The organism is Pseudohoeflea suaedae (genome assembly GCF_004354915.1).
In the GTDB taxonomy this organism is placed as follows: domain Bacteria; phylum Pseudomonadota; class Alphaproteobacteria; order Rhizobiales; family Rhizobiaceae; genus Pseudohoeflea; species Pseudohoeflea suaedae.
On sequence record NZ_SMSI01000003.1, the window covers coordinates 306,925 to 320,263 of the forward strand.

Consider the following 13,339-nt stretch of genomic DNA (forward strand, 5'->3'; position numbering starts at 1 on the left):
CTACTTCTTGATGAGGTTCTTGTAGATGTCGGTATAACGTAGGGCGCTGCGCTCCCAGCTGACATCCGCCTTCATGCCCTGTTTCTGGATCAGCGCCCAGGTCTTCTTGTCTTCGAAGGCGCGGACGGTGCGGTGAACCGCGCGGCGAAGCGCATCGGCGGTCACCTGGCCGAAGTGGAAACCCGTTGCCGCGCCCGCGGCGAGGGCGGCTTCGTTGGCGTCGATGACCGTGTCTGCCAGGCCACCGGTATGGGCTACCACCGGGACGCAGCCGTAGCGCAGGCCGTAAAGCTGGGTAAGTCCGCAGGGCTCGAAGCGTGAGGGGACGAGTATGGCGTCGCCACCCGCCTGCATCAGGTGCGACAGCGGTTCATTATAGCCGAGCACCATGCCGACACGACCGCGATGGCGCGCCGCAGCGCCCAGAAGCGCACCTTCGAGCGCACGGTCGCCCGAGCCGAGAATGGCCAGCCTTCCGCCCATCGCGACAATGTCGTCGACGGTCTCGACCAGAAGGTCCATGCCCTTTTGCCAGGTCAGGCGGCTGACGACGGTGAAGATCGGGCCCTTGTGCCTGGGATCGAGTTCGAAGCGCTCGACGAGAGCCTTCCGATTGGCCTTGCGTGCGGTGCGTCTGGAGAGGTCGTAATTCTCGGCGATGTGCGGGTCGGTCGCCGGATTCCAGACATCGGTGTCGATACCGTTGACGATGCCGTAGAGATCGTCGGCGCGGGCGTTGACCACGCCATCGAGGCCCATGCCGAATTCGGGCGTGCGGATTTCCTGCGCATAGGTGGGGCTGACGGTGGTGATCGCGTTGGCCCAGAGCATGCCTGCCTTGAGGTAGCAGACGTCGCCGTAATATTCGAGGCCGTCGAGCGAGAAGGCAGAGCTGTCGAGTTCCAGACCGGCGAAGATGTCGGCGCCGTACTGGCCCTGGAATGCCAGGTTATGAACCGTCATGACGGTCGGCATGCCGGCTGCCGGTCCCTGCGCGAGATAGAGCGGCGCGAGAGCCGCCTGCCAGTCGTGCATGTGGACGAGGTCGGGCTTCCACTGTTCGACAGCGCCCTCCGCAATGAGTGCGGCTGCCTTCGAGAAAGCCGCGAAACGGCGCCAGTTGTCGCCGTAATCCTGGCCGGAGGCGTCGACATACGGCCCGCCGGTACGGTTGAAGAGGTCCGGCGCGTCGAGCAGGAACCAGTCGATACCCTCGGCCTTGACCTGCCAGAGCCGCGCTTCGGCTCCGAGAAGTTTCGGCAGCGGGATCGATTTGCGCGGCTTGCTGATCTTTGCCATGACCGCCGGGTAGGCGGGGAGAAGCACCCTCATGTCGACCCCGAAGGCCGAGAGCGCCGCGGGCAGGGCGCCCGCAACGTCGGCCAGTCCGCCGGTCTTGATGAGCGGATAGGCCTCGGAGGCGACGGAAAGGACTTTCATGCGTATCAGAGCTCCAGACGATCGATCATGGCCTGGGTGATCAGGCACACACCGTTTTCGGTGCGGCGAAACCGCTTGGCGTCGAGTTCGGGATCCTCGCCCACCACCAGGCCTTCGGGAATGATGACGCCGCGATCCAGTACCACCTTTTCAAGCCGCGCGTGACGCCCGATCTCACATTCGGGAAGCACCACGGCATCGGTGAGGCTGGAATAGGAATTGGCGCGCGTGCCGGTGAAGATCAGCGAGCGCATGAGAGCGGCACCCGAGATGATGCAGTCGCCCGACACAAGCGAGGAAACGGCCGAACCCCGGCGGTTCTCCTCGTCATGGACGAATTTCGCAGGCGGCTTGATTTCCGCATAGGTCCAGATCGGCCATGACCGGTCGTAGAGGTCGAGATCGGGGACCACCTGGGTAAGATCGACATTGGCCTGCCAATAGGCATCGACCGTTCCCACATCCCGCCAATAGGCTTCCGATTCGAGCGATGCCCGCACGCAGGAATCGGTGAAGCGGTGGGCCTGGGCCTTACCGTTCTTGACGATGTAGGGGATGATGTCCTTGCCGAAATCGCGGTTGGAGCGGGGCGTGGCGGCATCGCGACGGAGTTCTTCCATGAGGAACTTGGTGTTGAACACGTAGATGCCCATCGAGGCCAGGGCCTTGTCGGGCGAGCCGGGAATGCCGGGTGGATCGGCGGGCTTTTCGACGAAGGCGATGATGCCATCCTTGTCGTCGACATGCATGACGCCGAAGCCGGTCGCTTCCATGCGCGGAACCTCGAGACAGCCGATAGTGACATCTGCACCCGAATCCACGTGCTGCTGGAGCATCAGTTCGTAGTCCATCTTGTAGATGTGGTCCCCGGCCAGGATGACCATGAATTCGGGCCCGTAATCCTCGATGATGTCGATGTTCTGGTAGACCGCGTCGGCGGTGCCTTCATACCACTGTGTTTCGGAGACGCGCTGGCTGGCGGGCAGAATGTCGAAGCTCTCGTTTCGCTCCGGCCTCAGGAAGTTCCAGCCGCGCTGCAGGTGGCGGATCAGCGAGTGCGCCTTGTACTGCGTCGCCACCCCGATACGACGGATGCCGGAATTTATCGCGTTGGAGAGCGCAAAGTCGATGATGCGGGTCTTGCCGCCGAAATAGACCGCCGGCTTTGCGCGCGTATCGGTCAGCTCCTTCAGACGGCTGCCTCGTCCGCCCGCAAGCACGTAGGCCATCGCGTCACGGGCGAGCGGTTGAGTACGTTTCGTTTCCATCTTTCCCTCCCAGTTTCGTCAGGCTCCGTCTTCCGCCTCTTGTTCCGGCGTCAGCATCAGGGTGGATAGCGGCGGCAGGTGTATTCTCGCCACGTGGGTCTTGCCCATATCCTCAGCCGGTACACGGCCGCTGTTTCCCTGACCCGAGCCGCCGTAATAGGTGGAATCGGAGTTGAAGATTTCACGCCAGTGGCCGCCTTCCGGCAGCCTGATCTCGTAGTTGGACCGGGGCACGGGCGTCAGGTTGCAGATGACTGCGACCGGTGCTTGCCCCGGCGCCTTTCGCAGCCATGCGAAGACCGAATTTTCCTTGTCGTCGGCGACGATCCACTCGAAACCCTCTCCCTCGCAATCGCGCGCGTGGAGCGCGGGCAGCGAGGTATAGAGGCGGTTGAGATCGCGCACGAGAAGCTGGACGCCGTGATGGCGCGGATCGTCGAGATGGTCCCAGTCGAGCTGGCGGCTTTCCGCCCACTCGCCGCGCTGGCCGAATTCCTGGCCCATGAAGAGCAGTTTCTTGCCCGGATAGCCCCACATGAAGCCGTAATAGGCGCGCAGATTGGCAAATTTCTGCCATTCGTCGCCGGGCATCTTGTTCAGCATCGAGCCCTTGCCGTGAACGACCTCGTCATGGGAGATCGGCAGAACGAAATTCTCGGAGAAGGCATAGACGAGGCCGAAAGTGATGGCGTCGTGGTGGTGTTTCCTGTGGATCGGTTCACGCGAGAAATAATCGAGCGTGTCGTTCATGAAACCCATGTTCCACTTGAAGCCGAAGCCGAGCCCATCCTCGTGAACGGGCGCCGACACCTTGGGCCACGAGGTCGATTCCTCGGCCACGGTGATTATGCCGCGGTGGCTGCCGTAGACGGCCTTGTTCATCTCGCGCAGGAAGTGGACGGCTTCGAGATTCTCTCGCCCGCCGTCCTTGTTGGGGATCCACTCGCCCTCTTTCCGCGAATAGTCGAGATAGAGCATCGAGGCCACCGCATCCACGCGCAGACCATCGACATGAAATTCCTCGGCCCAGTAGAGCGCGTTGTTGACGAGGTAGGAGAGCACCTCCTTGCGCCCGAAATTGTAGATCGCGGTGTTCCAGTCGGGGTGGAAACCCTGCCGCGGGTCTTCATGCTCGTAGAGCGCGGTGCCGTCGAAGCGGATCAGCCCGTGCGGATCCATCGGGAAATGCGCGGGCACCCAGTCGATCAGAACGGAGATGCCGACGCGGTGCGCGCCATCGACGAAGCGGGCGAAGCCCTCCGGTTCGCCGAAGCGGGCGCTGGGGGCGTAAAGTCCGGTCGTCTGGTAGCCCCAGGAGGGGTCGTAGGGGTGCTCGGAGACCGGCAGGAACTCGATATGGGTGAACCCCATTTCCACACAGTAGGGAATGAGGTCGTCTGCAAGCTGGTCCCATGACAGGAAATTGCCGTCGTCATTGCGTCGCCAGGAGCCGGGATGAACCTCGTAGATCGTCATCGGCTGGCGGCGCGCCTCGACCGAGCTCCAATGCGCGCGGTGCGCCTTGTCGCCCCACTCGTGGTCGATCCGCGGCGTGACGATGGAGGCCGTCTGAGGGCGCAGTTCGGCGCGGCGGGCGAAGGGGTCTGCCTTGAGCGGCAGGCTCCTGCCGGCAGCGCCGATGATTTCGAACTTGTAGGGCTGGCCTGCGCTCACTCCGGGCAGGAATATCTCCCAGATGCCTGTGTCGACCCTGCGCCGCATCGCATGGCGGCGGCCGTCCCAGACATTGAAGTCGCCCACCACCGACACGCGCCTGGCCTGCGGCGCCCAGACGGCGAAGTGAGTGCCGTCCACACCCTCGTGGTGGATCGGATGGGCACCCATCTTGTCGAACAGCCTGAGGTGCGAGCCTTCGCCGATATAGTAGTCGTCCATCGGCCCGAGCACGGGGCCGAAACAATAGGGGTCGACGATCGTCCACTCGCCGCCCGAATTGGACGCACGGTATTCGAGCTGCTGCTTCTTGCGGAGTTTGAGCTTGCCCTCGAATAGGCCCGGCGCGAAGCCGGGTTCGAGTTTCCCGGCCTCCTTGCCGTCAAGGGTAAACGCGGCCACCTCGGCCGCGTCGGGTATGAAGGTACGCGCAAGAAAGCCCTTGCCGCAGGGATGGATGCCGAGAACGGAGAACGGGTCGCCATGCGTGCCCGCGCCTATGGCCTGGGCTTCATCCCTTGTCAGGTGGATGACCGGCTCTCCGGCACTCGGGGCATCCCGTTCGTTCATGAACCCGCCTTCCATATCTCCGAGGCGTATTGCCGGATCGTCCGGTCGGACGAGAACCAGCCCGTATGGGCCGTGTTGCGGATCGTCTTCGGATACCAGGCCGCTTCGTCCATGTAGAGTTCGTCAACGCGTCGCTGTGCTGCCGCGTAGGCATCGAAGTCGGCGGTCAGCATGAACCAGTCGTGGTCATAGAGGCCCTGGACCAGATCCTTGAAGCGGTCCGGATCGTCCTGCGAGAAGACGCCCGAGGAAATGGCTTCCAGCGCCTGGGCGAGATCGCGCGAGGATTCGATGATGGCGCGCGGGTCGTGCCCGTTGGCGCGACGTTCGGCGACCTCGTCGGCGGTCAGGCCGAAAATGACGATATTGTCGTCGCCGACATGTTCCTTGATTTCGACATTGGCGCCGTCGAGCGTCCCGATGGTGAGCGCGCCGTTGAGGGCGAACTTCATGTTGCCGGTGCCGGAAGCTTCCATGCCGGCGGTCGAAATCTGTTCGGAGAGGTCGGCGGCCGGCACCATAACCTCGGCAAGCGAGACGTTGTAGTTCGGCACGAAGGCGATCTTCAGAAGCCCCCGGACGGCCGGGTCGTTATTGATCACCCTGGCGACATCGTTGATCAGCTTGATGATCAGCTTGGCGTTGTGATAGCTCGGCGCCGCCTTGCCCGCGAAGAATTTCACCCGCGGCACCCAGTCGCGCTCGGGATGGGTGCGGATCTGCGAATAATGGGCGATCGCCTCCACGATGTTGAGAAGCTGGCGCTTGTATTCATGAATGCGCTTGATCTGGATGTCGAACATGGCCGAGGGATCGACCCTCAATCCCATCCGCCGGGAGACGAGGTTGGCAAGGCGCACCTTGTTCTCGCGTTTGACCGCGGCGAAGCGGGCCTGGAATTCGCTGTCATCGGCATATTTGTCGAGTTCGGAAAGCTTGCCGGCATCGTCCATGAAACCGTCGCCGATCGTTTCGCGCAACAGCGAGACGAGGTCCGGATTGCACTGCATCAGCCAGCGGCGCGGTGTGATGCCGTTGGTCTTGTTGTTGATGCGGTCGGGAAACAGCGTGTGCAGGTCGTGGAAGACCGTTCTCTTCATGAGATCGGTGTGAAGGGCTGACACACCATTGATAGAGTGCGAGCCGAAGAAGGCGAGATTGCCCATGCGTACGCGGCGCTCGCCGTCTTCCTGGATCAGCGAGATCGAGCGGATCTGGTCGTCGTTGTAGCTCTTCTCTTTCCAGGCGTAACGCAGGATCTTGGCATTGATCGCATAGACGAGCTGCATGTGACGCGGCAGGAGCCGTTCGAACAAGGGTACCGGCCAGCTTTCGAGCGCTTCGGGCAGAAGCGTGTGGTTGGTGTAGGAGAAGATCTGCTGCGTCATCTCCCATGCCTCGTCGAAATCGAAGGCGTGGATATCGATGAGGAGCCGCATCATCTCGGCAACGGCGATGGCGGGGTGGGTGTCGTTGAGCTGGATCGCCACCTTATCGGGCAATGAGCGCAGGTCGCCATATTGCTGGATGTGACGGCGCAGAATGTCCTGCAGCGAGGCGGCCGAGAAGAAATATTCCTGGCGCAGACGCAGTTCCTGGCCCGCGGGAGTGCCGTCGGCGGGGTAGAGAACGCGGGCGAGCGTCTCGGCCTTGTTGCTTTCGCGAAGGGCGCCCATGTGGTCGCCGGCGTTGAAGGCGTCGAGGAGGATGGGGTCGATCGGTTCCGCGGTCCACAGACGCAGCGTGTTCACGCGCTTGGCCTTCCACCCGACGACGGGCGTATCGAAGGCGGTGGCGATCACGCGCTCCTGCGGCTTCCAGCTGCAGCGCTGGGTCTCGCCGCCATTTTCGCCGAGGGCCTCGACGGTTCCGCCGAAACCGACCTCATAGGAGGATTCCTGCCGCTCGAATTCCCACGGGTTTCCGTGGGCGAGCCAGGTTTCGGGCAATTCCACCTGCCAGCCGTCGCTCATCTGCTGGCGGAACAGGCCGTGGACATAGCGGATGCCGTAGCCGTATGCCGGCACGTCGACAGTGGCCATGGATTCCATGAAGCAGGCGGCGAGGCGACCCAGGCCACCATTGCCGAGTGCCGCGTCTGGTTCGAGGGATGCGACCGCGTCGAAATCGACACCGATCGTGTCGAGCGCCTCGCGGATTTCGTCGAGCAGTCCGAGATTGGAGACGGCATCGCGCATCAGGCGGCCAATCAGGAACTCAAGCGAGAGATAATAGACCCGCTTCTCCCCCGATTCGTAGGTCTGCCTGGTGGATTCCATCCACTTGTCGATGATGTGGTCGCGGATGACATAGGCGGTGGCCTTCATCCAGTCGTTCGGCTTGGCGGAGGAGGGGTCCTTGCCGATGGAGTAGGTCAGGCGGCGGACGATCTCGGCGCCGAGATCCTCGGGCGTGAAATTGCGGGGTTCGGGAGGCAGTGCGTCGGTCTGAATAGGCTTGGTCATAGCCAGTGTCCTCGTCGGCCGGTCGCCCGGGCCATGTTGTGCGGTCGGTTGTTCCTCATGCCAGTCCAACTCTCCTCCTTTCGCAGTCAATCAGGGTCAAAGAGCTGATGCAACGAAAGTTTTGAGGACCGAAACTAAATCTGTTGCGCTGCGGGAGGGCGGCAAGGGGAAGCTGGACGTTTTTCAGAAAGCGCTTGGGGACAGGTATCCCCGGTTGCGGCCGTCAGAAGAATTCCGGATAGCGTGCGGTAATCTCGCGCACCTGGGAGAGCGTGCCCGTGAGGTGCTCACGAATGGCCCTTTCGGCTGCGGCCGGATCGCCATCTTCGATCGCGTCCAAAATGGCGCGATGATAGTGGATGATATTGGCGGGCTTGCCCGGGTCCGGCAGGTTGAGGTTGCGCAGCCGGTCGATATGGCCCGACCGCGAGGTCACGAGCTGCCAGAGATTTGCAACGCCTGCCGCCTCGCAAAGCGCGTGGTGAAACAGCATGTCGAGCCGTGCGAAGACATCCAGATTATCCTCTTCGAGCGCCATCTCCTGGCGGATCAGGATCTTGCGTGCGGGGGCGATATCCTCCTTGCGGCCCATCGCCAGTTTCCGAGCGACTTCGAGTTCGATCGACAGTCTCAAGAATTGCGTCTCGCGCGCATGCACGAGGTCGATCTTGGACACTTCCGTTTTCGACTGCGGGAAGATGAGCAGAAGCCCTTCTTCCTCCAGTTTCAGCATCGCGTCGCGGACGGGGGTCTGGCTGACACCGTAATCCCTGGCGAGTTCGGCGCGCGAGAGGGCCTGTCCTGGCTTGAATTCCAGCATGACGATCCGCTCGCGCAAGGCATCGTGGATCTGCTGGCTGGCTGAAACGCGCTTGATGCCGCCCTGCCTGGGCCTCGCGCGGCTCAACAGGTCGTCGTCCATGAAAGCCATACTGTCCGTCGTCATCATCGCGAATCCCGGGAGCACCTCTGTGTGACTTCATCTACACGATAAGCTGGTCTTGCAAAAGATACACTAATATATTAGTGCATCAATTGCGGGAGGATGAGGCCCGTCAGGATTTCTTAGAGGAGGAGAACCCATGAAACTCGTAGCAACCGCGCTTCTCGCGGCATCCGTCTCGGCGCTCGCGACAGCAAGTCATGCCGAGAATCTCAGCATTCAGACTTCGTTCAACGCCGGCGATTTCTCGACCCAGTACCTGACCGAGAACTGGCTGCCGAAAATCGAGGAGATGACCGACGGCCGCGTCTCCATCACGCTGACGCCGAACGGCTCAGTCGTGCCGTCGCGCGAAACTCCGGAAGCGGTTGCCGCCGGCGTTCTCGATGGCGACTTCACCTCGGTGAACTATTTCGCAGGTCTCGAGCCGGCCTATGCCATCATGGGCGACCTGATTTCCGGTTACGACACGCCCGAGCAGATGATCGGTTTCTGCAAGGATGGCGGCGGCGAGGCCATGATGCAGAAGGCTGCCGATTCCGTGACCGGCGGCGAAGTCAAGGTCGTGGCCTGCGGCCCGTATTCCCGCGAGGCGCTTCCCGCCCGTGTTCCCATCCGTACGTTCGAGGATCTTCAGGGCAAGAAGATCCGCTCGCCTGAAGGTCTGGCTGCCGCCGTCTTCGAAGCCGCAGGTGCTTCACCTGTCTCCATTCCGTTCTCGGAGGTTTTCGGCGCTCTCGAAAAGGGGATCGTCGATGCGGCCGACGCCTCGGCTTACGTGAATAACGACGCGACCGGCCTCCACGACGTGGCGCCCTATCCGCTCTATCCGGGCATCCACTCGATGCCGTCGATGCAGTTCACCATCAACAAGGCGAAGTGGGACGAGCTGTCGGAGGACGACCAGAAGGCGCTGCGCGACTGGTGGTACGAAGCCATGTACGCGATGGCGGCCGAGGTGGACAAGAAGGACAAGGAGCTCGCCGAGCGTGACGCGGCCGGCGACAAGATCGAGGTCATCGACTGGGCTCAGGAAGATCGTGACCAGCTGCGCGAGGTCGCTCGCAAGCAGTGGGAAGCCTATGCGGAAAAGTCCGATCTCGCCAAGGAAGCCCTCGATGCCAACATCAAGTACATGACCGAGATCGGCCTGTTCAAGAACTGACAGGCCAAATAGAACGCCGCCCCCACTCCACGCGGGGGCGGCGCTTCCCGTCCAACATGAGGAGTGTCCAATGAAGCGCTTCCTTGCCGGTTACGCCGATGTGATGGACCGCATCAGCGTGTTCATTGGCCAGGGCTGTTCCGTCCTGTTCTTCACCTGCATCGTGGTGTCCGCGGCTGAAGTGGTGATGCGTTACGGTTTCGACAGCCCGTCGTCCTGGTCCACCGAACTTGCCATGACGCTTTGTGCGACTGCCTGGGTTCTCTCGGTCGGCTATGTCACCGAACGCCATCGGCATATCTCCATCACGATGATCGAGATGCTCGTCAGCGAGACGACCTGGCGCAGGCTCAGGCTCGTCCAGATGCTGATCGCGGCAGGCGCGATCTTCATTCTCGCGCTGGCGCTGTGGGATCCCGCCATCAAGGCGCTCAATCGCATGGAAACGTCCGGCACGGCGCTGAACTCGATCCAGCCGACCTATCTCAAGGTCCTGCTCGTCGTCGGATGCATCCTCTACCTGTTCCAGCTTTCCGCCAATCTGGTGCGCTGGGTGCAGAACACCGAAGGAGACGTCTCCGGTGGGCATTGAATACATCACACTGCTGATCGTCGTCTCGCTTCTGGCGCTGATGGCGCTGGGCGTGCCGCTCGGCATCACCACTCTCACCGTGTCGCTTGCGACCGCGATCCTCTATTTCGGAGAGCGTGCGGGCTTCTTCGTGGTTGCCGCCAATGTCGGCGAGGTGCTGCACAAATACGAGCTCATCGCCGTGCCGTTCTTCGTGTTCATGGCGAATGTGCTCGAGCGATCGGGGATCGCGCGATCACTCTTCGATTCCATGGCCATCATGGGCGGACGCTTCCGCGGCTCGGTCGCGGTGCAAACCTGCGTGGTCGCCGTGGTGCTGGCGGCCATGTCGGGCATCATGGGCGGCGAAATCGTCATGCTGGGCCTCATCGCACTGCCGCAGATGCTGCGGCTCGGCTACGACCGCAAGCTGTCGATCGGCATCATCTGCGCCGCCGGCGCGCTGGCGACGCTGATCCCGCCCTCCGTCGTGCTCATCATCTACGGTCTTGCCGCCCAGGTCTCGATCACCAAGCTGTTCGCGGCGTCCGCCGTGCCGGGCCTGCTGCTCGCCTCGCTGTTCATAGCCTACATCCTCGTGCGCGTACGGATGAACCCGAGCCTGGCGCCGATCTACGACATTCCGGAAACCGGCCTGCCGTTCTTCAGCCGGCTCAGGTTCCTCAAGGGCGTGATCCTGCCCGGCGTGCTGATCGCGGGTGTTCTGGGCGTCATCTATTCCGGTGTGGCAACCGTGACGGAAGCCGCAGCCCTCGGTGCCGTCGGCGCCGTCGTGGTGGCGGCCGTGCGCAAGGAACTCACCTGGGTGATGGCGCGCGACGCCATGCGCCAGACGGTTCTGACGGTCGGTTCGATCATCTGGCTGGTGCTGGGCGCCGTCTCGCTGATCGGCATCTATAACCGCATCGGCGGCGGCGAATTCCTGCGTGGCCTGCTGACCGCGCTCGACATCGCACCGATCTGGGTGATCGTCGTCATGATGCTGATCGTCATGGTGCTCGGTACCTTCCTGGAATGGATCGCCATCATCTTCATCACCGTTCCGATCTTCGCGCCGGTGGTGGTCGACCTCGGCTACGATCCGGTCTGGTTCGGTGTGCTCTTCGCCATGAACATCCAGATCTACTACCTGTCACCGCCTTTCGGGCCAGCGTGTTTCTTCCTCAAATCGGTGGCACCGAAGGGGATCGAATTGCAGGAGATCTTCCGTGCGGTGCTTCCCTTCATAGGCTTGCAGGCAATCGGTCTGTTCCTCGTGCTCTTCTTCCCGGAGATCGCGTTGTGGCTGCCGTCGATGCTCGATTGATCCGGGAGGGCTGAATGACCAACGATCAACACAAACTTACCCGGCAGGATGAGGATTTGGCTGCGGCCGAATTCGGCGAGGAAGAGGTTCGCGACAGGCACGATTTCGGCAATTGGCCCGAACTCTTCGGCCTGGTGCTGGCCGTCGTCGTCATCTGGCTCGTCTTCGCATTCACAGGTTAATGACATGAAAGACCCCAAAGATCTCAGATCCGCCCGGTGGTTCGCGCCCGATGACCTGCGCAGCTTCGGACACAGGTCGCGGATGATGCAGCTCGGCTATTCGGAAGAGGACTTCCGCGACAAGCCGGTGATCGGCGTGCTGAGCACCTGGTCCGAACTCAACACGTGCCACTCGCACTTTCCCGAGCGGGTGAAGGACGTCAAACGCGGCGTCGCGCAGGCGGGCGGCTTCGCGGTCGAAATGCCCGCACTCTCCGTCGACGAGAGTTTCACCAAGCCGACCTCGATGCTCTACCGCAACATGCTGGCGATGGAGACCGAGGAGATGATCCGCTCGCATCCGCTCGACGGCGTGGTGCTGATGGGCGGCTGCGACAAGACCACGCCGGGCCTCGTCATGGGGGCGATCTCGGCGGGTGTGCCGATGATCTATCTGCCCGCCGGCCCCATGCTGCGCGGCAATTTCGCCGGCAAGGTTCTGGGCTCGGGCTCGGACGCCTGGAAGTACTGGGACGAGCGCCGCGCCGGAAACATTTCCGACGAGGAATGGCTGGGCGTTCAGGGCGGTATCGCCCGTTCGGCAGGCACGTGCATGACCATGGGTACGGCTGCCACGATGATGGGCATCGCCGAGGCGATGGGGCTGACGCTTCCCGGTGCATCCTCCATTCCGGCAGTCGATTCCAACCATGTGCGGATGGCGGCCGATTGCGGCCGGCGGATCGTCGGCATGGTGTGGGACGATCTCACCCCGGACCGGATCGTGACCGACGCGGCCTGCCGCAATGCGGCGACCGTGGCGATGGCCACCGGTTGCTCGACCAATGCGGTGGTCCACATCATCGCCATGGCGCGGCGCGCGGGGGTCAGGCTCACGCTCGACGATCTCGACGCGCTGGGACGGACCACGCCGCTCATTGCCAATGTGCGCCCTTCCGGCGAAGGCTATCTGATGGAGGACTTCTATTATGCGGGCGGTCTGCGCGCGTTGATGATGCAGATCTCCGAGCGGCTCGACACCTCGGTGATGACCGTCACCGGAAAGACGCTGGCCGACAATCTCGAAGGTGCCGAAGTCTACAATGACGATGTCATCCGGCCGCTGTCGAACCCGGTCTATCATGAGGGATCGCTCGCCGTCCTGCGCGGCAATCTCTGCCCCGACGGAGCCATCATCAAGCCGGCGGCCTGCAATCCGAAATATTATGTCCATGAAGGCCCGGCGCTGGTCTTCGACAGCTATCCGGAGATGAAGGCGGCGGTCGATGACGAGGATCTCGACATCACGCCGGACCATGTCATGGTTCTGCGCAATGCCGGTCCGCTCGGCGGGCCGGGCATGCCCGAATGGGGCATGCTGCCGATCCCGAAAGCGCTTCTGAAACAGGGCCACCGCGACATGCTCCGCATCTCGGATGCCCGCATGTCCGGCACCTCCTATGGCGCCTGCGTCCTGCACGTGGCGCCCGAAAGCTATGTCGGCGGCCCGCTGGCGCTTCTGAAGACCGGCGACACTGTGCGGCTCGATCTGCCCAACCGCAGGCTCGACATGCTGGTCGATGCGGCCGAGCTCGAGACGCGCCGTGCCGCCTGGAAGCAGCCCGAACCCCGCTTCGAGCGCGGCTGGGGCTGGATGTACTCGCGCCACGTCACCCAGGCCGACCAGGGCTGTGACTTCGATTTCCTGCAATCCGATTTCGGCCGCATGCCGGGCGAACCCGACATTTTCTGAGG

Annotated in this window: 10 protein-coding genes; 5 read left to right on the forward strand and 5 right to left on the reverse strand. The window is 62.5% G+C overall.

The features are described 5' to 3' along the window. From glgA to E2A64_RS15140, 5 genes are all read right to left on the reverse strand, one after another. Nucleotides 1-1,440, reverse strand: coding sequence for a glycogen synthase GlgA (gene glgA / locus E2A64_RS15120; protein WP_133285330.1), 1,440 nt, complete (start codon nucleotides 1,438-1,440; stop codon nucleotides 1-3). Nucleotides 1,441-1,445: 5 nt separating this feature from the next. Continuing rightward, complete coding sequence (gene glgC, locus E2A64_RS15125; RefSeq protein ID WP_133285331.1) at nucleotides 1,446-2,708, reverse strand: glucose-1-phosphate adenylyltransferase; 1,263 nt, start codon at nucleotides 2,706-2,708, stop codon at nucleotides 1,446-1,448. 18 nt (nucleotides 2,709-2,726) lie between these two features. After that, the gene (gene glgB, locus E2A64_RS15130) at nucleotides 2,727-4,952 is read right to left on the reverse strand and encodes a 1,4-alpha-glucan branching protein GlgB (protein WP_133285332.1); all 2,226 of its coding nucleotides are present in this window, start codon (nucleotides 4,950-4,952) and stop codon (nucleotides 2,727-2,729) included. Then, the gene (locus E2A64_RS15135; RefSeq protein WP_133285333.1) at nucleotides 4,949-7,417 is read right to left on the reverse strand and encodes a glycogen/starch/alpha-glucan phosphorylase; all 2,469 of its coding nucleotides are present in this window, start codon (nucleotides 7,415-7,417) and stop codon (nucleotides 4,949-4,951) included. The genes glgB and E2A64_RS15135 overlap by 4 nt, the downstream gene beginning before the upstream one ends. A 223-nt stretch (nucleotides 7,418-7,640) precedes the next feature. Next, on the reverse strand, nucleotides 7,641-8,363 hold the full coding sequence (locus E2A64_RS15140; protein ID WP_244598314.1) for a GntR family transcriptional regulator: 723 nt from the start codon (nucleotides 8,361-8,363) through the stop codon (nucleotides 7,641-7,643). A gap of 136 nt (nucleotides 8,364-8,499) precedes the next feature. On the opposite strand from E2A64_RS15140, the gene dctP reads away from it, so the two are divergent. From dctP to araD, 5 genes are all read left to right on the forward strand, one after another. Next, nucleotides 8,500-9,525: a TRAP transporter substrate-binding protein DctP gene (gene dctP, locus E2A64_RS15145; protein ID WP_133285334.1), complete on the forward strand. Its 1,026-nt coding sequence runs from the start codon at nucleotides 8,500-8,502 to the stop codon at nucleotides 9,523-9,525. Nucleotides 9,526-9,595: 70 nt separating this feature from the next. Beyond that, on the forward strand, nucleotides 9,596-10,117 hold the full coding sequence (locus E2A64_RS15150) for a TRAP transporter small permease subunit (protein ID WP_133285335.1): 522 nt from the start codon (nucleotides 9,596-9,598) through the stop codon (nucleotides 10,115-10,117). Further along, complete coding sequence (locus tag E2A64_RS15155; protein ID WP_133285336.1) at nucleotides 10,107-11,423, forward strand: TRAP transporter large permease; 1,317 nt, start codon at nucleotides 10,107-10,109, stop codon at nucleotides 11,421-11,423. The genes E2A64_RS15150 and E2A64_RS15155 overlap by 11 nt, the downstream gene beginning before the upstream one ends. Before the next feature lie 14 nt (nucleotides 11,424-11,437). Further along, nucleotides 11,438-11,605, forward strand: coding sequence for a hypothetical protein (locus E2A64_RS17930; protein WP_174235807.1), 168 nt, complete (start codon nucleotides 11,438-11,440; stop codon nucleotides 11,603-11,605). 4 nt (nucleotides 11,606-11,609) lie between these two features. After that, complete coding sequence (araD, locus tag E2A64_RS15160) at nucleotides 11,610-13,337, forward strand: L-arabinonate dehydratase (RefSeq protein WP_133285337.1); 1,728 nt, start codon at nucleotides 11,610-11,612, stop codon at nucleotides 13,335-13,337. The last annotated feature ends 2 nt before the right edge of the window (nucleotides 13,338-13,339 follow it).

What these genes read in the sequence shown, in the direction of transcription:
- glgA (WP_133285330.1), bottom strand. Translation starts at nt 1,440, where the DNA reads ATGAAAGTCCTTTCCGTCGCCTCCGAGGCCTATCCGCTCATCAAGACC.
- glgC (WP_133285331.1), bottom strand. Translation starts at nt 2,708, where the DNA reads ATGGAAACGAAACGTACTCAACCGCTCGCCCGTGACGCGATGGCCTAC.
- glgB (WP_133285332.1), bottom strand. Translation starts at nt 4,952, where the DNA reads ATGAACGAACGGGATGCCCCGAGTGCCGGAGAGCCGGTCATCCACCTG.
- E2A64_RS15135 (WP_133285333.1), bottom strand. Translation starts at nt 7,417, where the DNA reads ATGACCAAGCCTATTCAGACCGACGCACTGCCTCCCGAACCCCGCAAT.
- E2A64_RS15140 (WP_244598314.1), bottom strand. Translation starts at nt 8,363, where the DNA reads ATGACGACGGACAGTATGGCTTTCATGGACGACGACCTGTTGAGCCGC.
- dctP (WP_133285334.1), top strand. Translation starts at nt 8,500, where the DNA reads ATGAAACTCGTAGCAACCGCGCTTCTCGCGGCATCCGTCTCGGCGCTC.
- E2A64_RS15150 (WP_133285335.1), top strand. Translation starts at nt 9,596, where the DNA reads ATGAAGCGCTTCCTTGCCGGTTACGCCGATGTGATGGACCGCATCAGC.
- E2A64_RS17930 (WP_174235807.1), top strand. Translation starts at nt 11,438, where the DNA reads ATGACCAACGATCAACACAAACTTACCCGGCAGGATGAGGATTTGGCT.
- araD (WP_133285337.1), top strand. Translation starts at nt 11,610, where the DNA reads ATGAAAGACCCCAAAGATCTCAGATCCGCCCGGTGGTTCGCGCCCGAT.